The organism is Hymenobacter amundsenii (assembly GCF_002204745.1).
Taxonomy (GTDB): Bacteria; Bacteroidota; Bacteroidia; order Cytophagales; family Hymenobacteraceae; genus Hymenobacter; species Hymenobacter amundsenii.
On the sequence record NZ_NIRR01000002.1, the window covers coordinates 142,444 to 161,918 of the forward strand.

Consider the following 19,475-nt stretch of genomic DNA (forward strand, 5'->3'; position numbering starts at 1 on the left):
CCGCGCCGGATGCGTTTCTTGCAACCGTGAAGGAAGATTTCGACTACCTGATTGTGGGCGGCGGCGCGGCGGGCCTGAGCCTGGCCTACCATATCAGCCAAGAGCCCCGGCTGGCCGATAAGCGGGTGCTGCTGCTGGAGCCCGAAGCCAAAGACCAGAACGACCGTACCTGGTCGTTTTGGGCCGATGCGCCCACGCTTTTCGATGGCATCGTGGCCCACGAATGGAGTAGTATTGCTTTCCGCAGCCCCGACTTCGAGCAGACCTTCGATCTGAACCGCCACCGCTACAAAATGATTCGGGGCCTGGATTTCTACCGCTTCGTGCGGCAGATGCTGGTTGAAAACCCCCAGTTTACGTGGCTAAAAACCACTGTAACGGCGGTAGCTGACATGCCCGATGGGGCCCGGGTTACGACGCCCGAGGGCGAGTTTCGGGGGCGCTACGCCTTTGATAGCCGCCCGCCCCAACTGGCCGAACTGCGCCAACCAGCCCGCCACCGCTACTTGCTCCAGCACTTTGTGGGCTGGGAGGTGGAAACCGACCACGATGCGTTCGACCCTACTACGGCCGAGTTCATGGACTTCCGGGGTGCGCAGGGGCAGGAGGCGCGCTTCATGTACGTGCTGCCCTTTGGTCCTCGGCAGGCACTGGTGGAGTACACGCTTTTTTCGGAAACACCCCTGCCAAAAGCCGAATACGAGGCCGCGCTACGCAACTACTTGGCCCAACTGCTTGGCGGCGGTTCCTACCGCGTAACGGCCGAAGAAATTGGCGCCATTCCGATGACCGACCACCCACTGCCCGCCCGCCAGGGGCAGCATATACTGAACCTGGGCACCCGGGCCGGCCGGGCCAAGCCGAGTACCGGCTACGCCTTCAAACGCATTCAGGCCCACTCGGCCCGGCTGGTAGCCGCCTTGGCCACTACCGGCGCCCCTCCCCGCCACAGCACCGGCGACCAATGGCAGTTCCGGCTCTTCGATACGCTACTGCTCGACATTATGCAGCGCCGGGGCGAACTGACCCGCGACATCTTCAGCCAGCTTTTCCAGCGCAACCCCGTGGAACGCATTTTCGACTTTTTGGACGAGCGCACTACGTGGCAGGAGAATCTGCAGATTATGAATTCCGTAATGCCCGGACCCTTCCTGCGCTCCATCTGGCACGTGCTGCGCCGCCGCCCGGGCCAGCGCTGAAGGCAAGCCTAGACACCAACCAATGCAACGAGCCGCCGCCGCAACCTGGTAACTACAGTGGAGCTTGTAAAAATTATATTGTTCTGCTTACAAGCAGAGAGCCATCGGAGAAGCGTCTAAATGTGAAGTCAGAGCGGACATAAGCTCGGCCAAGAATGAGGGGAAAGAAGGTTTTAGTTAGTTGAGATTCAAATTGGGAAATATTCTGTATCAGCAGAAGTCGCACTGTCGGGCGAGAAAGTGCATGTAGTAGTGTGATGGCAGAAGTGGTTAACAGGAATCTGATCGGACCTTGAAGAGTAGGCATAAGCTCCTCTATAATACAGTAAAGGCATGATTAGGTAATCTAATATGCTATTTTATAAATGTTTGAGTTTGTGTTGTTTTAAGAGTATGTGATTATTTTTTGTAGGGCAGTTTGTCTTATTCAACGAGCGTATAACAATGCTTAACGAATGCTAATTTGAATAGTGACTCTTTGATTCCATCTTTGGGAAAGCGCACCCGTTCTGAGAATTTGTTATTGACTAGCAGACGGCTTTCGGAGCTGGCAAGCAGTGGATGGGCTTTATGCCAAGTGGTATCAAGGACTCACTCTTGAAAAAAAACAATTCATATAAATGGCGACTACTTCTACTACGACAAAAATCGGGGGCTTACTAGCCTGCTTGCTGGTTGTTTTCGCCACTGGCTGCACCTACTCAAGCGGCGAAACTCCTAGCCCCTGCCCAACAAGCAGCGTGGCTGTAAGCTACGTGCAGGACATCTCGCCCATTTTCGACACCAACTGTCGTGCCTGCCACGGAGCGGCTGTGTACCAGACCCTGGGCGGTAACAACGATTACAGCACTTACCAGGGCATCAAGAATCAGTCGGCCAGTCTGTTGCTGGGTTCGGTGGAGCACCAGGCAGGCTTCGACCCTATGCCTAAAGGTGGGGCCAAGATTTCGGTATGCGACATCGCCAAAATCAGATCCTGGATCGAAGCAGGCCAACCTAATAACTAGGGGTAGTGGCCGTCGATTTACGGACGATTGCCCCGTCATCAACCTGTTGGGCTTGCCATCTGCGCGGGGTCGGCGGGCAGAGGCTTGCACTGCTATTGCTTATTCCGCTGTTATTGGCCGTCGTGATTCCGGGCCGGGCCCAGGGGCGGTTTATGACCAAGGAAGGCCGGGTGAGCTTCTTTTCGACCAGCATTATCGAGGATATCGAAGCCATTACCAATACGGCGGCAGGTATCATCGACCTCAGTACCAATCAGTTTGCTTTTGCCGTGCCCATCAAGGATTTTACTTTCAAGCGCACCCTCATGCAGGAGCACTTCAACGAAAATTACATGGAATCGGGCAAGTTTCCGCGGGCTACCTTCACCGGCCGGTTCACCGATGCGAGCCTGGCCGCAGCAACGGCCCCGGGTTCGCACACGTTCCGGGCCGAGGGTGACCTGACTCTGCACGGCGTAACCCACCGCGTGGCCGTACCCGCCACCCTGGAACTCAAAAACGGGCAACTCCAGGCCTTTGCCACTTTCAACGTGGCCCCGGCCGATTACAACATCGAAATTCCGCTGCTGGTGCGCGAAAACATTGCCAAAATTGTGCGCATCCGGGTGGTATTGATTGCCGACCCGGTGGCCACGCCGGGCAGCCGTTCGGCGGTGGCCAACTGATTTTTACCTAGAAGTAGCTGAAATATAGCCTCCATGAAAACACTCTTACCCTTCTTTTTGCTCGGCCTGGGCACCTTGCTGGCCCCGGCCGCTTACGCCCAGACCGACCTGCTCGGTCAGCTCGAAGAGCAGACCACCGATCCGCAGAAGCGGGAAGTGGTGGCGGCCACGTTCAAAGGCACCCACATTATCAACTCGCAGTCGGTGGAAACGCCGGGTAAGGGTACGATGGCCTTCCTGATTCAGCACCGGTTCGGGACGCTCAACAGCGGCGCCTACAACTTCTTCGGCCTCGACCAAGCCGTGCTGCGGCTCAGCCTGGAATACGGGCTGACGAGCCGGCTGGCGGTGGGCGTAGGGCGTAGCTCGCAGGAAAAAACCTACGACGGGTTTGTGAAGTACCGCGCCATCCGGCAGACGACCGGAGCCCGGGCCATGCCCGTGTCGGTAACTTTGTTTGCCTCTTCCTCCATCAATACGCTCCGTTTCAACCTGGCCCCAAACGAGCAGGAGCGGACCACGGCCTCGCGCCTGACCTACGCTTATCAGGCCCAGATTGCCCGCAAGTTCAGCCCCGAGCTGTCGGTGCAGCTGATGCCCACACTCATTCACCGCAACTACGTGGCCACGGCCGCCGAGGAGAACGACGTGTACGCCTTGGGCGGCGCGTTGCGTCAGAAAATCACGAAGCGCACGGCCCTCACGGCCGACTATTACTACCTGTTTCCGGGCAATACGGCCAGCAACTTCCGCAACGCCCTGGGCTTGGGCGTCGATTTGGAAACTGGCGGGCACGTGTTTCAGCTGCACGTAACCAACTCGCTGGGCATGACGGAGAAGTTCTTCATTCCCCAAACCACCGGCAAGTTCTTCTCCGGCGACCTGTACTTCGGCTTCACGGTGGCCCGCAATTTTACGGTCAAGCCGCAAATCTAAGCCGGGCTTCAGGATGAGAAAACGCCGTTCGAAACGGGCGAAAGTGGGCCTGCTGGTCGGGTTGCCACTGCTGCTGGCGGTGGGTTGGGGCAGCTGGAACGAGCCCAGCCTGCACGAATTCACCCCGACTACGGAATTTATCACCCTGGTGGCCCCCGCTTTGGCGCCAGGCCTGGCCGCCGACCAATTGCAGGCCCGGCCGGCCCTACCGGGCGTAACGGCCTGTGCCCTGCGGCCCGACAAGCACCTGCTCACGCTGGCTTACCGGCCGGCCGAGATGAGTGCCGACGAACTGATCCAGCGCCTGGGGCTACGGCCGATGCCGTTGCCCGCCCCCGACCCTACGGCGCGGCAGTGCCCGGTGCCGCCGGGCTACGTGCAGGCCCTGGAGCGGCTGCGGTTCTCTTTTAACCTGCGCCGGCTGCTGGTGCGGCTATAAGGCTCTTGCTCTATTGTTGATTACTCCTTTTTCACTTTTTATCCCTTTAAGCCCATGAAAAACTCTTTACTCTTAGCGGGCCTGTTGGCTGGCACCTTGCTGCTGGGCTCCTGCGGCGGCAAAGAAACCGCCGCGGAACCCACGCTCTACGACCGATTGGGCAAAACCGAAGGTATTGCCCGCATCGTGGATGGATTGGTGGCCAACGTAGGCGCCGAAACAGCCACGACGAACTCGGCCATGCTGCGTACGCACAAGCCCATGCTCGACGCCGTGAACGGGGTAAACGGCCAGGCACCTACCGACCCGATGCGGTTGCAGCGCCTGCGCAACAATTTCATCGACCAGTTGGGTGAAGCTACTGGGGGGCCACTGGCTTATAATGGGCTGAGCATGCTGACCGCCCATCGGGGTATGAACATCACCGCGAGCGAGTTCAGCGTGTGGCGCAACCAACTCGAAGCCTCCCTCAACAGCAACAACGTATCGGCTACCGATAAGGCCGCGCTCTACGTTATTGTTGATAAGATGCACGACGACGTGGTGGGCCATTAAGTAGCCTACCGCAGCCTATTCCATAGCCTACTAACCGGCCATTTCCCATGACACCAACCAACGTCAACTCCGCCGAATGGATGGGCGAACAAGCCACGGCCTCCACTATCCAGCGCCTGACGGCCACGTTGGAACAGTTGCGCCAGGAGGAGCTACGGCGCTTTTCCAAGCGCCTGGCCCCCGAGGAAGCCGCCTCGCTCGACGAGCTAACGACGGCCTTGGTGCAGCGCGTGCTTCAATCGATGGTGGGGCAAATTGGGGCCGCCCGCCAGCGGGGCAACTCCACGCCCCTGCTACAGGTGCTGAGCGGGTTGTTCGACCTGAACCAGGCGGCGGCTCCAGTGCCAACAGTTTAATCCTCCGGGCCGCTGCAACGGCCCGCCAAACGACATAGGCAAGCCGCTCCTATGCCCGGCTAAAGCCAGCTTCCTGCAAGGGGGCTGGCTTTATTCGTGGACGTGAGCACCCAGACTTGCCTCACTTTCCAGGAAGGCGCGTTCGGTGGCTACCACGGCGGCCGATAGCGGCTGTAAGTGGGGTTCGGGGCGGGAGAGATTGAGCAGGTAGCCAGGTAAATGGGCCAGGTTGTCGAGGTCGTGGGTGATGCAGAGCACCGTTTTGCCCTCTTGCGCCACCCACTCGTGGAGCAGCCCGAACACGCGGCGGCGGTAGTAAACGTCGAGTTGTTGGGTGGGCTCGTCGAGCAGGCACAGGGCCGCATCCTGAAGGCTGAGTTGGGCCAGCCAGACCAGCTGCTGCTCGCCGCCCGAAAGCAGCGTAAAATCTTGAGCTGCGAGGTGGGTGGCACCCACCCGGGCCAGGGCCGCGTCGGCCAAAGCATAGTCCTGGGCCGAATAACCGCCCAGGAAGCGGTGGTGGCGGAAGCGCCCCATAACCACCAACTCGCGCACGGGCAGCGAAAACTCCACGCTGGCCCGCTGGGGCAAATGGGCCAGCAGCCCACTGGCCGCCGGCTGCCGCACTAGGCGCAGGTCTTGGCCGCTCACGGTTACGGTGCCGGTATAAGGAATCTGGCCGGTGAGGGCCCGTAGCAGCGTGGTTTTTCCGCAGCCATTATGGCCGATAACGGCCACGAAAGCCGGCTCCGGGACCTTAAAACACAAATTGCGGAGCAGGACTCGTCGTCCGTACCCCGCAATCAGGTTTTCTATGTGAAGAGGTGAAAGCGTAGGCATGAAAAGTGAGGTGGTGAAAGTTTGGGCGGCTGAGGCCGGTCAAACACGAACATTCCCATTTCTCCTATCTAACTTCTCACCTCCAAGCTGCTAGTACTCGTCCTCGTTGAACATGAAGTCCTCCTTGGTCGGATAATCAGGCCACACTTCTTCGATGTTTTCGTAGGGCTGGCCGTCGTCTTCCAGGGCCTGCAGGTTTTCTACCACTTCCATCGGGGCGCCCGAGCGAATAGAGTAGTCAATGAGTTCATCCTTGGTGGCAGGCCAGGGAGCATCTTCCAAGTACGAAGCGAGTTCCAGAGTCCAGTACATAATCGTGAGTGCTACTAAAAAGAGGTGATCAAAAAGGTGAAGCGCCGCCTACAAAAATCCGGCCGATGCTGAGGGCATGACACCATTGCCGCCGCGGGGTTGCAGGTAGTTGCTGACGACAACGTAAAATAGGCAACAAGGTTAACTCAACGGCGCGCTTGCTGCTGGTACATGGCAATCAGGTCGTTTTTGGTGCGGATTTTCCGGTCGAAAGCGCGGATTTTACCTTGTAACAAGGAGCGGAACGTATCGTTGGCAGCCGATTCGGCCAGTTTGTCGAGGTTGTCGGCCAGTACCTGCCGTTCCTGCTCGTCTTGGCGGATGAACTCGCGCAGGGCTTCGGTCCGTAGCCGGGCCTTTTCGGCGGGGTCGTCGGAGGCCGGGCGCTTGCGCATGTAGTGTTCGAGGGCGCTGGTTTCAAACACCCGGTCGCAGGCCAGAATAAACTGCTCCCACACCCGGTCCGACTCCTCACCCCGCACCGGGCCTACCCGTTTCCAGGCCGCCTGCAACTCCTTGGCCCGCGCCACGGCTTCCGACATGGGCCGGCTGAGCAGGGCCTCCGCCTCGGCTACCAGGGCGCGCTTGCGCGCCAGGTTGTCTTCGCCGCTGCCGCTGCCCGCCGGGCTGCCAACTACGGTTTGCTCCTGGCGCTTGCTCTCAATATGCACCTTCAGGCGCTCGAAAAAGTGGTTGTGGGCCGCCCGAAAGCGTGTCCAGAGGTCGTTGGCCTGCTTGCGGGGCAGGGTGCCCTCCACTTCCTTCCAGCCCTGCTGCAGCTGCTTGAGCTTGCGGGTCGTGTTCTCGAACTCGGTGGAGTTCTGGATGGCCTCCGACTTATGGATCAGGTCTTTGTACTGGTCGTACACCCGGCTGGTCATGGCCTTTTTCTGGGCCAGAAAATCCTTTTTGCGGACAAAAAACGCGTCGGTAGCCGCCTGGAAACGAGCTTCGAGCTCCTCGATGCGGTCTTTATCAACGGGGCCAGTCTTGATCCAGCCCTGGCGCAGGTCCTTGAGCTGCTCGCTGCCGGCCTGCCAGTCGTAGGTGTCACGCAGGGCTTCGGCTTCGGCAATAAGGCTCAGCTTGGTAGCCAGGTTTTTTTCGCGGTTGCGCCCAATAGTCAGGTTGATTGCCTGCTCGGCGGCGCTCAGGCGCTCGTACTCGGCCGCGAAGTCGCCCAGCGCGTCATAGCGGCCTACCTGCTCCTTCAGGTGCAGGGCCTTCATCAAAAACGAACCTTTGTTGTCAGATTCCTCTATTTTTTGCAGCAGCTCTTCTACTTTGGTGCGGAAGAGGTCGAAGCGTTGGGCAAAATAAAGCAGGGAAGCATCGGGAGATTCTTTTACCTGGCCTACTTGGCGGGCGGGGAGGTCGAGGAGGGGGCGGAGCCACACCTGGTCGCCCTCAATGTAGCCATAACGTTGAGCTTCGGCCAGCAAATGGTCTGGGGATTCCATAATCAGATAAGGGAGCGAATAGGTGAGAAAGCAGGGTGTTCAGATCGAGAATTGCTGCAAGTTTACGCGTTGTTGGCTAATTCGGCTGCCATGGGCCAGCAGCGCAATGTTGGCCTGGGCTGCCTACCTTTGGTAAACGACCCAGCCCCGGAAGCTACGCAACAGTAACTAAACCGGTTCTGACGCGCTGCGGGCTCATTAGCCCCGATTTCTACGCAAAATAGAAACCCGCGCCGAACTGGCAAGGCCCGACCCGGGCAAGGAACCGGCTGGTGCGTCAATTTCCGATGGTAATCCTTTCTTTTTTTCAGTTCTCCCCTTTATGAGCGACCAGCCTACTATTATCTTCTCGATGGCCGGGGTAACCAAGGTGTACCCGCCCCAGAAACAGGTTCTCAAGAATATTTACCTCTCCTTTTTCTACGGCGCTAAAATCGGCGTGCTCGGCCTCAATGGCTCGGGTAAGTCGAGTTTGCTCAAGATTATTGCCGGCGTCGACAAGCAGATTCAGGGCGACGTGGTATTCTCGCCGGGCTACTCGGTGGGCTACCTGGAGCAGGAGCCCCAGCTCGACGCCACCAAAACGGTGCTCGAAGTGGTGCAGGAAGGCGTGGCCGAAACGGTGGCTCTGCTCAAGGAGTTCGAGGAAATCAACGAAGCCTTTGGCGGCGAAGACCCCGACTTCGATAAGCTGTTGGAGCGCCAAGGCACGGTGCAGGAGCGCCTCGATCAGCTGGATGCCTGGAACCTCGACAGCAAGCTGGAACGGGCCATGGACGCGCTGCGAACCCCTGAGGCCGATGCCATTATCGGCAACCTTTCGGGCGGCGAGAAGCGCCGGGTGGCCCTGTGCCGCCTGCTGCTCCAGGAGCCCGACGTGCTGCTGCTCGACGAACCCACCAACCACCTCGACGCCGAAAGCGTGCTGTGGCTGGAGCAGCACTTGCAGCAGTACAAAGGCACCGTGATTGCTGTAACCCACGACCGCTACTTCCTCGACAACGTGGCCGGCTGGATTCTGGAGCTCGACCGGGGCGAGGGTATTCCGTGGAAGGGAAACTACAGTTCGTGGCTGGAGCAGAAGTCTAACCGCCTGGCCCAGGAAGAGAAAACCGAGAGCAAGCGCCAGAAAACCCTGCAACGGGAGCTGGAATGGGTGCGCATGGCCCCCAAGGCCCGCCAGGCCAAGAGCAAGGCCCGCCTCGCTGGCTACGATAAAATGGTGGGCGAAGACTCCAAGGAGAAGGAGCAGAAGCTCGAACTCTTCATCCCCGACGGTCCGCGCCTGGGCTCCCAGGTGATTGAGGTAGAAGGCCTGCGCAAGGCCTTCGGCGACAAGCTGTTGTTTGATAACTTGACCTTCTCGCTGCCCCAGGGCGGTATTGTAGGCATTATCGGGCCGAACGGCGCCGGCAAAACCACCCTGTTCCGCCTCATCACCGACCAGGTGCAGCCCGATGCCGGTACGTTCGTGGTGGGCCCCACGGTGCAGACGGCCTACGTCGACCAGCAGCACGACACGCTGGAGCCCAATAAATCGGTGTTCGAAACTATATCGGGCGGCACCGAAACCATGATGCTGGCCGGACGGCCAGTGAACTCGCGGGCCTTCGTGAGCAACTTCAACTTTAGGGGCGGCGACCAGGAAAAGAAAGTCGGCAGCCTCTCGGGTGGTGAGCGGAATCGGGTACACCTGGCCACCACGCTCAAGCAGGGCGCCAACCTGCTGCTGCTCGATGAGCCCACCAACGACCTCGATGTAAACGCCATCCGGGCCCTGGAAGACGCCCTGGAAAACTTTGCCGGTTGCGCCGTGATTATCAGCCACGACCGGTGGTTCCTCGACCGGCTGGCTACCCACATCCTGGCCTTCGAGGGCGATTCGCAGGTGGTCTGGTTCGAGGGTAACTTTTCCGACTACGAGGAAGCCAAGCGTAAACGTCTCGGCGACGTGGAGCCCAAGCGCGTGCGCTACCGCAGCTTGGGGTAACGTTTCGTTTTTCGTTGATTGTTTTTCGTTATACGGGCCTGCCGGAGATACTTAGGTGTCATTCGGCAGGCCCGAATAACGAAAAACAATCAACGAAAAACGAAGCCATGACCTTTGCCGAATACGACCAGCTCGATGGCCTTGCCCAAGCTGACCTGGTACGCCGGGGCCAGCTCACGGCCGCCGAGTTGTGCGCCGCCGCCGTGGCCCGCGCCGAAGCCGTGAACCCACGTATCAATGCCGTCGTGTTGCCGCTCTATGAAGCGGCCGGAGCGCGGGCGCGGCAGGGTTGCCGGCCGGGCCGCTCGGGGGCGTGCCGTTTCTGCTCAAGGATTTCGGGGCGCAGTACGCGGGCGCACCGCACAGTTCCGGCAGCCGGGCACTGCGGGGCTTCGTGCCGGGGCAGGATGCCGAGTTGGTGCGGCGCTGGCAGGCGGCGGGCCTCAATATGCTGGGCAAAACCAACACGCCCGAGTTTGCGCTTATGGGCGTAACCGAGCCGGTGCTGTTTGGGGCCTGCCGCAACCCCTGGAACCTCGACCACACGCCCGGCGGCTCCAGCGGCGGGGCGGCGGCAGCCGTGGCGGCCGGCATTGTGCCGGTGGCCGGGGCCGGCGACGGGGGCGGGTCCATCCGGATTCCGGCAGCCTGCTGCGGGCTGTTCGGCCTCAAGCCCAGCCGGGGCCGCAACCCCACCGGCCCCGAGCAGGGCGAGAAGTGGCAGGGTGCGGCCGTCGAGCACGTGCTCAGCCGCTCGGTGCGCGACAGCGCGGCCCTGCTCGACGCCACCGCCGGCCCCGATGCCGGTGCGCCTTACTTCTTGCCTAACCCCGCGCGGCCGTATCTGGAAGAAGTGAGCCGCGAGCCCGGCCGCCTGCGCATCGGCTTTAGTTTGGGCCATCCGCTGGGCAAGCCCCTGCACCCGGAGTGCGCCACTGCCGTGCGCGACGCGGCCCACCTGCTCGAAAGCCTGGGCCACGAGGTGGAGGAAGTGCCGCTGCCCTTCGATGGCCAGGCCGTGGCACGGGCGTTTCTGATGCTGTACTTCGGCGAAACCGGGGCCAGTATTGCGGCGCTGGAAAAGCACTTGGGCCGCCCGGCCCGCCCCGCCGATGTGGAGCCCACTACCTGGCTGCTGGGTCTGCTGGGCCGCACCTACTCGGCCGCCGACTTTGCCGGTGCCCGCCACTCCTGGAACGACTGCGCCCGCAGCCTCGGTCGCTTCCACCAAACCTACGACTTGCTGCTCACGCCCACGTTGGCCGTGCCCCCAGTGCGCATCGGCGAGCTGCAACCCAAGCCTACCGAGCAGCTGCTGCTGAAACTGGTGAATACCTTCGGGCTGGGCGGCCTTATCCGCCTCTCGGGCATTGTGGAGCAACTGGCCGAGCAGAGCCTCGAAAAAACGCCCTACACCCAATTTGTCAACCTCACGGGCCAGCCCGCCATGTCGGTGCCCCTGCACTGGACCACCGACGGCCTGCCCTGCGGGGTGCAGTTCGTGGCCCCGATGGGCGCCGAAGATGTGCTGTTTCGCGTGGCCAGCCAGTTGGAGCAGGCCCGGCCGTGGTTTGATAAGCGGCCGGTTATTTAGTAGTTCTGGAGGTGGCTTATCTCCTTAGGCCCTTGGCATTACTGCGCCCCAGCCACCCGCATCGCCAGCAAATACACCCCTTCGGAGGCCGTGATGAAGAGGGTTTTGCGGTCGGGGCCGGCGAAGCAGACGTTGGCGGTCCACTTTTCGGGTAATGCAATGTGGGCCAGGAGCTTGCCGGCGGGGCTGTACACCGTCACGCCGTCGCCCGTGAGATACACGTTGCCTTCTCGGTCCAGGGTCATGCCATCGGAGCCCAGGGGCGCGAAGGGCTGGCGGTTGCTGAGGCGGCTGGTGGGGCCGATGTCGTAGCGGTAGGTCTGGTTGGCTTCAATATCGGCCACGTAAAGCGTGCGGCCGTCGGGGGTGCCGATGATGCCGTTGGGCTGGCGGAGCTGGTCGGCCACCTGCACGGGCTGGCTTTGGCCGGGGGGCAGGTAGTACACGTGCCGGCCGCCGAGGAGGCTATCGGGGGCCTGGCGGGTCCAGTAGGGGCGCTGGTAGTAGGGGTCGGTGAAGTAGATGCCCTGGGTTTTGGGGTTCACCCACAGGTCGTTGGGGCCGTTGAGGGTGCGCCCGCCCGCGTCGCGTAGCAGCACGGTCACGGTTTCGTCGGGCGCGATGGACCAGAGTTCGTTCTGACCGTCGGCGCAGGCCAGCAGGTTGCCCTGGCCGTCGAAGTAGAGCCCGTTCGAGCGGCCGGCCGGCTCCAGGAATACACCGAGCTTTTGGGTGCCAAAGTCGTAGCGCCAGATTTGGTTGTGGGGCTGGTCGGTGAAGTAGACGTTGCCGGCCCGGTCGGGGGCGGGGCCTTCGGTGAAGCTGAACTGCCGGGCCAGCAACTGGGGCGTGGCCCCGGCCGCTACCGGGCTGACCTCCTGCTTATTGGCTCCGGCCGTGCCCGGCTGGCCGACGCGGGAGGTGCAGGCCGGCGCTGCCAGCAGCAAGGCCAGGCCCAGGGTGGCGGGGCGGAAACCGGAAAGAACAGGATAGCGCATAGTCGGAGCAACAGCAGAAAGTCAAATGTAAACAACCCCCTTGCTCCTTCAGCCGTCCACTTAAATCTTTCTACTTTCCTGCTGCTGCTTTTCGCCCTTCATTCCGTGAAAAAACTGTTTTTCCTTCTCGCTGGCTGCTGGCTGCCGCTTTTGTTGCCCGCCCAAACGCCAACTCCGACTGCTGCCGTGCGGCCAGCGTCGCCCCGGCAGCTGTTTCCGGGCCTGTTCGAGGCCGTGCAGCTGGGTGGGGTGTTTCCCGATAACAAAACCTTCGTCGATGCCGAGCCCCGCGACGCCCCGGCCGTTATTCTGGCCGACTACGCCCTTCGGAAGGGCCAGCCGGGATTTCAACTGCGCGAATTCGTGGAAACGCACTTCCAGGTACCCACCGATACCGGCCCCACTTACCGCTCCGACGTTGCCCGGGGCCTGCGCCACCACCTCGATACGCTCTGGACCGTGTTGGAGCGGCCGGGCCAGGCGGCGGCGGGGCCCTACTCGTCGCTGCTGCCATTGCCCCAGGCCTATGTGGTGCCCGGCGGCCGGTTTCGGGAGGTGTACTACTGGGATTCGTACTTCACGATGCTGGGCCTGCGCGAAAGCGGCCGCCCCGCACTCATTCGGGGCATGGTCGACAACTTTGCTTATCTAGTGAGCCGCTACGGTTTCATTCCCAACGGCAACCGCACTTACTACCTCACCCGCTCGCAGCCCCCGTTTTTTGGCCGTATGATTACGCTGCTGGCCGCCATGCAGCCCACGCCCGCCCGCGCTGACTCGGTGCAGCTGGCCTACGACCCGGCCCTGCGCCGCGAGTACGCTTTCTGGATGGCCGCCGCCGACTCGGTGCCCCCGGCGAGGTCCGTCGCAGCGTCGTGCGTCTGTCCGATGGCACGCTGCTCAACCGCTACTGGGACCAGAGCGCCGAGCCCCGCGAAGAATCGTATCGGGAAGATGTGGCCGTGGCCGCCCGCGCCACTAACCGCCCCGCCGCCGACGTGTACCGCAACCTGCGGGCCGCCGCCGCCTCGGGCTGGGACTTCAGCAGCCGCTGGTTCGTGCCCGGCCAGGGCCTCGAATCCATCCGGACCACCGCGCTGGTGCCCGTCGACCTCAACTGCCTGCTCTACGAAGTGGAGCTACAGCTGGCCCGCACCAGCCGCCTGCGCCAGGATAAAGCCGCTGCCACCCAACTCGAAAACCGCGCCCGGGCCCGCCGCCGCGCGTTGCTGCGCTACTGCTGGGACAAAAAGGCCGGCTGGTTTCTCGACTACGATTTCGAGCATCGCCAACCTTCGCCTGTACGTACCCTGGCAGGCGTGCTGCCGCTTACGGTGGGCATTGCTACCCCCGCGCAGGCCCGGCAGGTAGCAGCCGGCCTGCGCCGCGACTTTCTCAAAGCCGGCGGCCTGGTTACCACTCTCAGCCGCACTGGCCAGCAGTGGGACGCGCCCAACGCCTGGGCCCCGTTGCAATGGCTGGCCGTAACGGGCCTGCGTCGCTACCACGAAACGGCGCTGGCCCATACCATCGTCGGCCGTTGGATGGCTCTCAACGAGCAGGTGTTCCGGCGAATCGGGAAGCTGATGGAGAAGTACGACGTCGAAAACCCTACCGCGCCCGGCGGCGGCGGCGAGTACCCACTTCAGGATGGTTTCGGCTGGACCAATGGTGTCTGGCTCGACTTCCAACGCTCGGTACCCCAGCCCCGCTAACGGAGCCATTGGTGGCGGTCAGCATTTATGGCTGGCTGAATACGCCAAGACTTCGAACAGCTTTTAAACCAGCGGAGCCCGAATGGGGCAGCGTCTATCACACGGATAGATGCTGCTCCATTCGGGCTCAACGCAACCTGCGCATGACCACTAAGTCAAGCCAAGGCTACAGTTTGCCGTTTTCGTTTGATTTGGGCTCGTCGCGGAACAACTCGTTATTTAGTACGGCCTGGGCATAAGGCGTCAGGCCCTTTTTGGCCTTGCGCTGCTCGCGCCGGCTGAGTTTAGGTCCTTCCTCCACTTGTCCAGCGGCTTGGTCTTGGGCCAGTGTGCGCTGGGGGCCGTTGGCAGAAGCAGTGGCCGCTCTTTCAGCTGAAGTGGTCGTAGTTTGGGCCTGAGCCGGCAGTAAGGCAGCTGAACCGAGCAGCACCAAAAGAGTAGCAATAGATTTCATACAAAAAGTAACTGAGAGCGAAGAGATTAGGTGATATGCATCCGCCAAGCGAAACGGCCAGCGAGAAAGTCAATGAGATATTCTCGACTAAAATGATGTGCTGAATCAAATTATAAACTTGACTCTGCAATAATAAGACAAATTATTTATTGATAAAATTATAAAAACAAAATTTTACAAAAAAAAGCCCTCTCCGAATATGGAAAGGGCTTTCTAGTTGCTGGTAGGGTGTGAAAGGAGCGTTACTTGTTATCGTCGAGGGCTTCGGCTGTTTTAGCAACGGCAATAACCGCTACGGTGGCCAGCAGGGCAATACCGATAACAAGCTGCACGGGCGTGAAACTACGCGAGGCCTTGCGCAACAGGGTACTGCTGTGCTTGATCATGTCATCAAATTGGTCGTGTTCGCCCTGAAACACTTTATACCCGCTTTGCAGCGTGTTGATAATGTCTTCGGGTAGAATTTTTTCTACTTCAGCGGAGAGGTGGTTGCTCATGGTTGATAAAGGCAGCAGCGGCTAAAAAAGGATCAGACGGCCGCCCAAACCGACGGCCTTTCCTTCTCTACGCAAGTCGGCCAATTTTGATACCCGGTGGCCGAAAGAAAACGCTACGGTTGAGCCTGCCAGGGTTGCCCACCGGGGACATCCCATTATCACCAAGAAGCCCCACCGCCGGTATAGCAGTGGGGCTGAGCAAATCGATTGGTAGCCGTTGGCTTATTCGTACACTTTCACCACGAACACGTAGTCCTGGAGCTTGCGGATTTGCTGGGGGCGCGATGCGCCGCTTAGCTGGTTGGCCCGCGGCAGGTTGTAGGGTCGGCCCGCGCCGGTGGTGCTAAGCGAATCCACGAGGTGCATCAGGTACGACGACTTAGTGGCAAAGGCGGCGCTTTGCACGTCCATCTGCCGGCCACTCACCACGCCAATCAGGTTGCCCCGGTCGTCGAGCAAGGGGCCGCCCGAGTTACCCGGGTTCACCGGAATGCTCACCTGGTAGAAGTTCGTGTCGCCCTCGAAGCCCGAGCGGGCGCTCAGCGAGCCGTCGTTGAATACGAGGTCTTCGCGGGGATAGCCCAGCGTGTACACCTTCTCGCCCAAATCGGCCTGGTTGCGCTTGAACGCGTAGGGTAGGCGACCAAAGCCGATGAAATCCTTGTCGGTAATCTGCAGGATGGCCAAGTCATGGGCCACATCGGTAAATACCGGCTCGGCCCGGAACCGCTGGCGGGCACGGTTCTCAATCAGCAGCGAATCGGCCCCCTGGATAACGTGGTAGCTGGTAACCAGGTAGCCGTCGGAGGTCAGAGCGAAGCCCGTACCGCTGAATTTACCGGGGTTGATCCGCTCGGTGGGCTGGGTAGCATCAATCTGGGTGATAGCCCGGTTCATGCTGCGCTGGTTGCGCTTGATGCGCTCTACCTCGCGGCGCAGCATGGTGTAGCCGTTGCGCGACGATGAGCTTTGCTGGGCCGTGCGGTACATTTCCAGACCCAACAAGGTGGTGAATACGGCTAGTACGGCCACGGCGGCGGCTACCAGCATGGTGGCGCGGTGCCCCTGCCAGAAGGCCCGCAGCTTCTCCTCGGTGCGCGACACGCGCAGCATGGGGCGCGGGGCGGGGCGGGCGGTGAGCTGTTCGCGGCGCTCATCCTGGTCAGCCGCTTTGGCCAAATCGAGGCGCGGGGCCTGCTCGGCGACCATGGCGGCATGAATGGTTTGGAGCCGGCGCCGCAACGCCTGCCGCCGCCCGTACGCCGTGAGCATGCCCGTCAGCTTCTCGAACTCGCTCAGGCGCTGGGCCAGTTCGGGGTCGGCGGCGAGGCGGTGTTCCAGGGCCGCCTGTTCCTCGTCGGCCAGTCCGCCGGCGCGGTAGGCTTCAAATAAGGCGTAGTAGTCGGCTTCGGTTTTCATGTTGGAAGACGTGAGGATAGAGAAGTGAGAGGTGAGAGAGGGTATTATTGGAAGCGGAAAGGGCCGACAGAAAAAATGTCTCACTTCTCACTTCTCCATCCTCACTTCTTTATCAATTAAGCTCCTGATACTGGCTGAAGAAGAGTTTTTTCAGCCGGACCAGGCACTTGTATTTCTGGTTTTTGGCGTTGTCGGCGTTGGTATAACCAAACTCGGCCGTGAGTTGCTGCATCGATTTATCGAGCAGGTAAAAGCCTTCGAGCAGGGAGCGGCAAGGCTCCCCAATCAGATCCAGGGCCTGGGACATGGTGCCCAACTGCCGGTCCCGTTCCTCGGCCAACTCCAGGTCGGCCTCGGCTCCGGTTTCGAGGAAGGGCTCATGGTCTTCGAGGCGGCCGCCGAAGCGGTTTTTCTCGGCGAGCCGCTTAAGCCACAGACGACGGCATACGGCGTAGAGGTACGTTTTGATCTGGCAGCTTAGCTCTAAAGAGCCTTCGCGCACCTTCTCATAAAACACCATTACGCCCTCCTGGTACACGTCCTGGGCTTCGTCGTCGGTACCACTGTTTTGCAGTACGTAATGCGAAATCATAGGAAAATGCAGCCGGTAGAGTTGGGCCAGCGCCCGGTCGTCGTCGCGGCGGATGGCCGCCACGAACTCCTCATCGGTGTAGGAAGGTTGTCCCTTACCCATTCGCTTTGTTGGTTAATACGGGAGGGGCGGTTGGGTAACCCGCCAAAAGTTTATTTTTCGGCAGTGGGTTACTGTTGGCCGATTCTGGGATGAACTACGTTTTTCGGACAACTATTTCCAACCAACTCCCCTCATGAAAAATTTCCTGAAAGTATCTGCCTTGGTGGCCGTATTCGCCGCTGCCCTCACTTCGTGCGAGCAGAAGCCCGTAGAAGCCACCACGACTACGGATACCACCACGATGGATGCTACCACCACGACGATGGACACCACCGCAGTTATGTCGTCGACCGACACTACTGTTGTAGTTCCTACCACGATGGAGGCTACTACCACGACCACGACCACTACTACGGAAGAGGTGAAGTAATGGCCCGCCGGCTTGGCCGGTGCGCTTGCCAACCCGGGTTCTGCTGCTGCGGAGCCCGGGTTGTTTTTTTGCCCAAAGCCAAGCCGCAAGGTAAGGCTATTGACCGGAAACGACCATTGGATGCATCTGGGGGAGCTGTGCCCGGGGCCGTGAAGCCGGTGGGCCGTCAGAGCTTTTCTTCGAGCCAGAGCAGTCCCGCGCCAAGTAAAAACACCGCGTAGCCCCACCAACGGGGCCAGGCGGTGCGTTCGGGAGCCCCCAGGTTGGTAGCCGGCCCTACCGAAGCCGCTGTCCCAGCAGGCTGCCGGGCGGCCAACGGCCACTGTTGTTGCCCCGGGCCGCGCCATTGCCGGGGAGCGTACACATAGACCCACTGCTGCGCTTTGCCGACCTGCGCCCGGTGCCAACCGGCCACCGCAGGCCAGTAAGTAGCCGTGCGCCATTCGGATACCAGCGCATCGGGGCGTTGCGCCAGGGCCAAGGCTGGGCCGGTGGGGGGCGTTATGGAGAGCGGACCGGCGGCCGCCCCCGTGGTACGGAACTCCAGCGGAGCATTGGGATGGGGCCAGTGGTTTAGTGCTGCTACCGACAGGGGCGTTGGCTGGCCCGGCCGGGCGGCCCCGAGCAGGCGGCTCCAGTAAGCGGTGTAGATGGCCGGCTGATTGCGCAACTGCCACGGGAAGGTTTCGGCCACCGTACTCACGACCACCGTTCCGAGGCCTACCCGACGGGTGGCTGCCACCGGCTGCCGGTTAGGGCCGGTGATGAGGGGCCGCAGCTTTTCGGCGAGCCGGAGGGTAGCCGGCACCAAAGCGGTAACGGTAGTGGGGCCTTCGGGCCAGCTGAGGCGTTGGGGCGTGGCCGCCGCCGCTGCGGGCTGGGGCTGTAACCGGAAGGCCGCGCCGCCGGGTAGCTGGCGGGGTAGCGTGGGCGCGTCGGCGAGTAGCAACAAGCCACTGGTGCCATTGTTGAGGGCGGCTTGCAGTGCCCTCGTCTCGGCTGAGCTGAAGCCAGCCAGGGTGGCGGCATCGGTAACCACTACGTCGAAGCGGCGGAGGAGAGCGGGGGTGAGGCTACCTAGTGCGGGCGGGTTGGGCAGGTTCAGGAATTCGGTTTGGGTGAGGCCCCGGCTCAGGCCAGTGCGCAAGGCCACGGCGTACTGGCGCTCGGCTAAATGGTTTTTCAGGAAGCGCAGTTCGAAGGACGGCGCAGCCGCCAGCAGTAATACCCGCAGCGGCTCGGGGTCCTGTACCTCCACCGGCACGGGCTCTTGGGCCAGCCGCCGTCCGCTTTGCCGGGCTTCCAACATATACACCGCCCGCCCTGCAGCCCGCGGTCGGAAGCGGAGCGCAAACGCACCCATGCCCTTCGGCAGCTGCACCGAATCGCGGGCCGCACCGGCGGCGCGTAGCGAAAGCCATACTGGCTCCCAAGTCTTCGCCCCGGTAAATGTTCCCGTCACCGTCAGAAGCTGGCCCAACTCGGGTTGGGCATTCCAGGTGGATTGCTGAAACCCCATTGGCCGCGCATCGGCATGCCGATGCACCCGTAGGCCGGCCAGGGCGGGTGCATCAGTGGGGGGCACCCCAGTGCCCAGTACATGCAGCTGCCGCAGGCCCGGCAACTTCGCCCGAATGGCGCTGGCATTGCGGAAGGCGGGCGTATCGTTGGGGGTTACGTTGCCGGGTGCGTAGCGCCACACTGGCACCCCAGGTCCGAGCCGACGGAGCAAATCCGCCAGCGTATCAGGCGAGTAGCCGGCCGTCAGGAGCACCGCCGTGGCGGGGGGTGCAGTGCTTGGCCGGGAGGTAACGGGGGGCAGTGCGGCCAGCCCCAGGCCCGCCGCCGCCAGCAGTCCGGCCCCTACGCGCAGGCCCCGCCGCCGGGTATCAGGGCGGCGCAGGGCCAGCACCGTCAGCAGCACGGCCAGTAGCAGAGGAAGCAAGTAGAGCACGGGTGAAGAATGGGCGAAGGT

General features: G+C 61.4%; 21 protein-coding genes and 1 pseudogene. 12 read left to right on the forward strand and 10 right to left on the reverse strand.

What is annotated here, in order from left to right; all coding sequences use genetic code 11:
- The first annotated feature begins 26 nt into the window (after nt 1-26).
- The 7 genes from CDA63_RS02725 (at nt 27) to CDA63_RS02755 (ending at nt 5,157) form a co-directional block, all read left to right on the forward strand.
- Complete coding sequence (locus CDA63_RS02725) at nt 27-1,199, forward strand: lycopene cyclase family protein (RefSeq protein WP_165768168.1); 1,173 nt, start codon at nt 27-29, stop codon at nt 1,197-1,199.
- Between the two features lie 620 nt (nt 1,200-1,819).
- Nucleotides 1,820-2,206: a hypothetical protein gene (locus CDA63_RS02730; protein ID WP_206780449.1), complete on the forward strand. Its 387-nt coding sequence runs from the start codon at nt 1,820-1,822 to the stop codon at nt 2,204-2,206.
- A 95-nt stretch (nt 2,207-2,301) separates the two neighbouring features.
- Nucleotides 2,302-2,871 carry a YceI family protein gene (locus CDA63_RS02735; protein ID WP_242434521.1) on the forward strand — a complete coding sequence of 190 codons (570 nt, stop codon included), beginning with the start codon at nt 2,302-2,304 and terminating at the stop codon, nt 2,869-2,871.
- 33 nt (nt 2,872-2,904) lie between these two features.
- A complete protein-coding gene (locus CDA63_RS02740; RefSeq protein ID WP_088462916.1) occupies nt 2,905-3,807 on the forward strand; it encodes a DUF5777 family beta-barrel protein in 903 nt (300 codons plus the stop codon).
- A gap of 13 nt (nt 3,808-3,820) precedes the next feature.
- Complete coding sequence (locus CDA63_RS02745) at nt 3,821-4,246, forward strand: hypothetical protein (protein ID WP_126546702.1); 426 nt, start codon at nt 3,821-3,823, stop codon at nt 4,244-4,246.
- Nucleotides 4,247-4,300: 54 nt separating this feature from the next.
- Nucleotides 4,301-4,801, forward strand: a complete 501-nt coding sequence (locus CDA63_RS02750) for a group I truncated hemoglobin (RefSeq protein ID WP_088462918.1) — start codon at nt 4,301-4,303, stop codon at nt 4,799-4,801.
- A gap of 47 nt (nt 4,802-4,848) precedes the next feature.
- Nucleotides 4,849-5,157, forward strand: coding sequence for a glutamyl-tRNA reductase (locus tag CDA63_RS02755; protein WP_088462919.1), 309 nt, complete (start codon nt 4,849-4,851; stop codon nt 5,155-5,157).
- A gap of 90 nt (nt 5,158-5,247) precedes the next feature.
- On the opposite strand, the gene CDA63_RS02760 is transcribed toward CDA63_RS02755, so the two are convergent.
- The 3 genes from CDA63_RS02760 to CDA63_RS02770 form a co-directional block, all read right to left on the reverse strand.
- On the reverse strand, nt 5,248-5,925 hold the full coding sequence (locus CDA63_RS02760; protein ID WP_088462920.1) for an ABC transporter ATP-binding protein: 678 nt from the start codon (nt 5,923-5,925) through the stop codon (nt 5,248-5,250).
- A 162-nt stretch (nt 5,926-6,087) separates the two neighbouring features.
- Nucleotides 6,088-6,309: a DUF2795 domain-containing protein gene (locus tag CDA63_RS02765; protein WP_019948259.1), complete on the reverse strand. Its 222-nt coding sequence runs from the start codon at nt 6,307-6,309 to the stop codon at nt 6,088-6,090.
- A 146-nt stretch (nt 6,310-6,455) separates the two neighbouring features.
- Nucleotides 6,456-7,769 (reverse strand): DUF349 domain-containing protein, encoded by a 1,314-nt coding sequence (locus CDA63_RS02770; RefSeq protein WP_088462921.1) that lies wholly within the window; start codon nt 7,767-7,769, stop codon nt 6,456-6,458.
- Nucleotides 7,770-8,091: 322 nt separating this feature from the next.
- Here CDA63_RS02770 and ettA point away from each other — a divergent pair, with 322 nt between their 5' ends.
- Together ettA and CDA63_RS02780 are read left to right on the forward strand one after the other, a co-directional pair.
- Complete coding sequence (gene ettA / locus CDA63_RS02775) at nt 8,092-9,759, forward strand: energy-dependent translational throttle protein EttA (RefSeq protein ID WP_088462922.1); 1,668 nt, start codon at nt 8,092-8,094, stop codon at nt 9,757-9,759.
- A 313-nt stretch (nt 9,760-10,072) separates the two neighbouring features.
- Nucleotides 10,073-11,353, forward strand: coding sequence for an amidase (locus CDA63_RS02780; protein WP_242434522.1), 1,281 nt, complete (start codon nt 10,073-10,075; stop codon nt 11,351-11,353).
- 38 nt (nt 11,354-11,391) lie between these two features.
- On the opposite strand, the gene CDA63_RS02785 is transcribed toward CDA63_RS02780, so the two are convergent.
- Both CDA63_RS02785 and CDA63_RS21220 read right to left on the reverse strand, forming a co-directional pair.
- Nucleotides 11,392-12,351, reverse strand: a complete 960-nt coding sequence (locus CDA63_RS02785; RefSeq protein WP_088462923.1) for an SMP-30/gluconolactonase/LRE family protein — start codon at nt 12,349-12,351, stop codon at nt 11,392-11,394.
- 60 nt (nt 12,352-12,411) lie between these two features.
- Nucleotides 12,412-12,726 carry a hypothetical protein gene (locus tag CDA63_RS21220; RefSeq protein ID WP_242434529.1) on the reverse strand — a complete coding sequence of 105 codons (315 nt, stop codon included), beginning with the start codon at nt 12,724-12,726 and terminating at the stop codon, nt 12,412-12,414.
- Here CDA63_RS21220 and CDA63_RS21530 point away from each other — a divergent pair.
- Nucleotides 12,661-13,134: pseudogene (locus CDA63_RS21530) on the forward strand (trehalase family glycosidase); the annotation flags it as partial. The gene CDA63_RS21220 and the pseudogene CDA63_RS21530 overlap by 66 nt on opposite strands.
- Before the next feature lie 92 nt (nt 13,135-13,226).
- Nucleotides 13,227-14,066: a trehalase family glycosidase gene (locus tag CDA63_RS21535; RefSeq protein ID WP_262490642.1), complete on the forward strand. Its 840-nt coding sequence runs from the start codon at nt 13,227-13,229 to the stop codon at nt 14,064-14,066.
- A 166-nt stretch (nt 14,067-14,232) separates the two neighbouring features.
- Here CDA63_RS21535 and CDA63_RS02795 read toward each other — a convergent pair whose 3' ends face one another.
- The 4 genes from CDA63_RS02795 to CDA63_RS02810 form a co-directional block, all read right to left on the reverse strand.
- Nucleotides 14,233-14,520: a hypothetical protein gene (locus CDA63_RS02795; protein WP_088462924.1), complete on the reverse strand. Its 288-nt coding sequence runs from the start codon at nt 14,518-14,520 to the stop codon at nt 14,233-14,235.
- Nucleotides 14,521-14,762: 242 nt separating this feature from the next.
- Nucleotides 14,763-15,017, reverse strand: coding sequence for a hypothetical protein (locus CDA63_RS02800; RefSeq protein WP_088462925.1), 255 nt, complete (start codon nt 15,015-15,017; stop codon nt 14,763-14,765).
- Between the two features lie 222 nt (nt 15,018-15,239).
- On the reverse strand, nt 15,240-16,436 hold the full coding sequence (locus CDA63_RS02805) for a S1C family serine protease (protein WP_088462926.1): 1,197 nt from the start codon (nt 16,434-16,436) through the stop codon (nt 15,240-15,242).
- Nucleotides 16,437-16,548: 112 nt separating this feature from the next.
- Nucleotides 16,549-17,130, reverse strand: coding sequence for an RNA polymerase sigma factor (locus tag CDA63_RS02810; protein ID WP_088462927.1), 582 nt, complete (start codon nt 17,128-17,130; stop codon nt 16,549-16,551).
- Between the two features lie 133 nt (nt 17,131-17,263).
- On the opposite strand from CDA63_RS02810, the gene CDA63_RS02815 reads away from it, so the two are divergent.
- On the forward strand, nt 17,264-17,500 hold the full coding sequence (locus CDA63_RS02815) for a hypothetical protein (protein WP_088462928.1): 237 nt from the start codon (nt 17,264-17,266) through the stop codon (nt 17,498-17,500).
- 166 nt (nt 17,501-17,666) lie between these two features.
- Here CDA63_RS02815 and CDA63_RS02820 read toward each other — a convergent pair whose 3' ends face one another.
- The gene (locus CDA63_RS02820; RefSeq protein ID WP_126546703.1) at nt 17,667-19,445 is read right to left on the reverse strand and encodes a hypothetical protein; all 1,779 of its coding nucleotides are present in this window, start codon (nt 19,443-19,445) and stop codon (nt 17,667-17,669) included.
- Nucleotides 19,446-19,475 lie beyond the last annotated feature (30 nt).

Coding starts and splice junctions, on each gene's coding strand:
- CDA63_RS02745 (WP_126546702.1), top strand. CDS start 3,821: ATGAGAAAACGCCGTTCGAAACGGGCGAAAGTGGGCCTGCTGGTCGGG.
- ettA (WP_088462922.1), top strand. CDS start 8,092: ATGAGCGACCAGCCTACTATTATCTTCTCGATGGCCGGGGTAACCAAG.
- CDA63_RS02755 (WP_088462919.1), top strand. CDS start 4,849: ATGACACCAACCAACGTCAACTCCGCCGAATGGATGGGCGAACAAGCC.
- CDA63_RS02795 (WP_088462924.1), bottom strand. CDS start 14,520: ATGAAATCTATTGCTACTCTTTTGGTGCTGCTCGGTTCAGCTGCCTTA.
- CDA63_RS02800 (WP_088462925.1), bottom strand. CDS start 15,017: ATGAGCAACCACCTCTCCGCTGAAGTAGAAAAAATTCTACCCGAAGAC.
- CDA63_RS02740 (WP_088462916.1), top strand. CDS start 2,905: ATGAAAACACTCTTACCCTTCTTTTTGCTCGGCCTGGGCACCTTGCTG.
- CDA63_RS02765 (WP_019948259.1), bottom strand. CDS start 6,309: ATGTACTGGACTCTGGAACTCGCTTCGTACTTGGAAGATGCTCCCTGG.
- CDA63_RS02815 (WP_088462928.1), top strand. CDS start 17,264: ATGAAAAATTTCCTGAAAGTATCTGCCTTGGTGGCCGTATTCGCCGCT.
- CDA63_RS02730 (WP_206780449.1), top strand. CDS start 1,820: ATGGCGACTACTTCTACTACGACAAAAATCGGGGGCTTACTAGCCTGC.
- CDA63_RS02785 (WP_088462923.1), bottom strand. CDS start 12,351: ATGCGCTATCCTGTTCTTTCCGGTTTCCGCCCCGCCACCCTGGGCCTG.
- CDA63_RS02805 (WP_088462926.1), bottom strand. CDS start 16,436: ATGAAAACCGAAGCCGACTACTACGCCTTATTTGAAGCCTACCGCGCC.
- CDA63_RS02770 (WP_088462921.1), bottom strand. CDS start 7,769: ATGGAATCCCCAGACCATTTGCTGGCCGAAGCTCAACGTTATGGCTAC.
- CDA63_RS02810 (WP_088462927.1), bottom strand. CDS start 17,130: ATGGGTAAGGGACAACCTTCCTACACCGATGAGGAGTTCGTGGCGGCC.
- CDA63_RS02750 (WP_088462918.1), top strand. CDS start 4,301: ATGAAAAACTCTTTACTCTTAGCGGGCCTGTTGGCTGGCACCTTGCTG.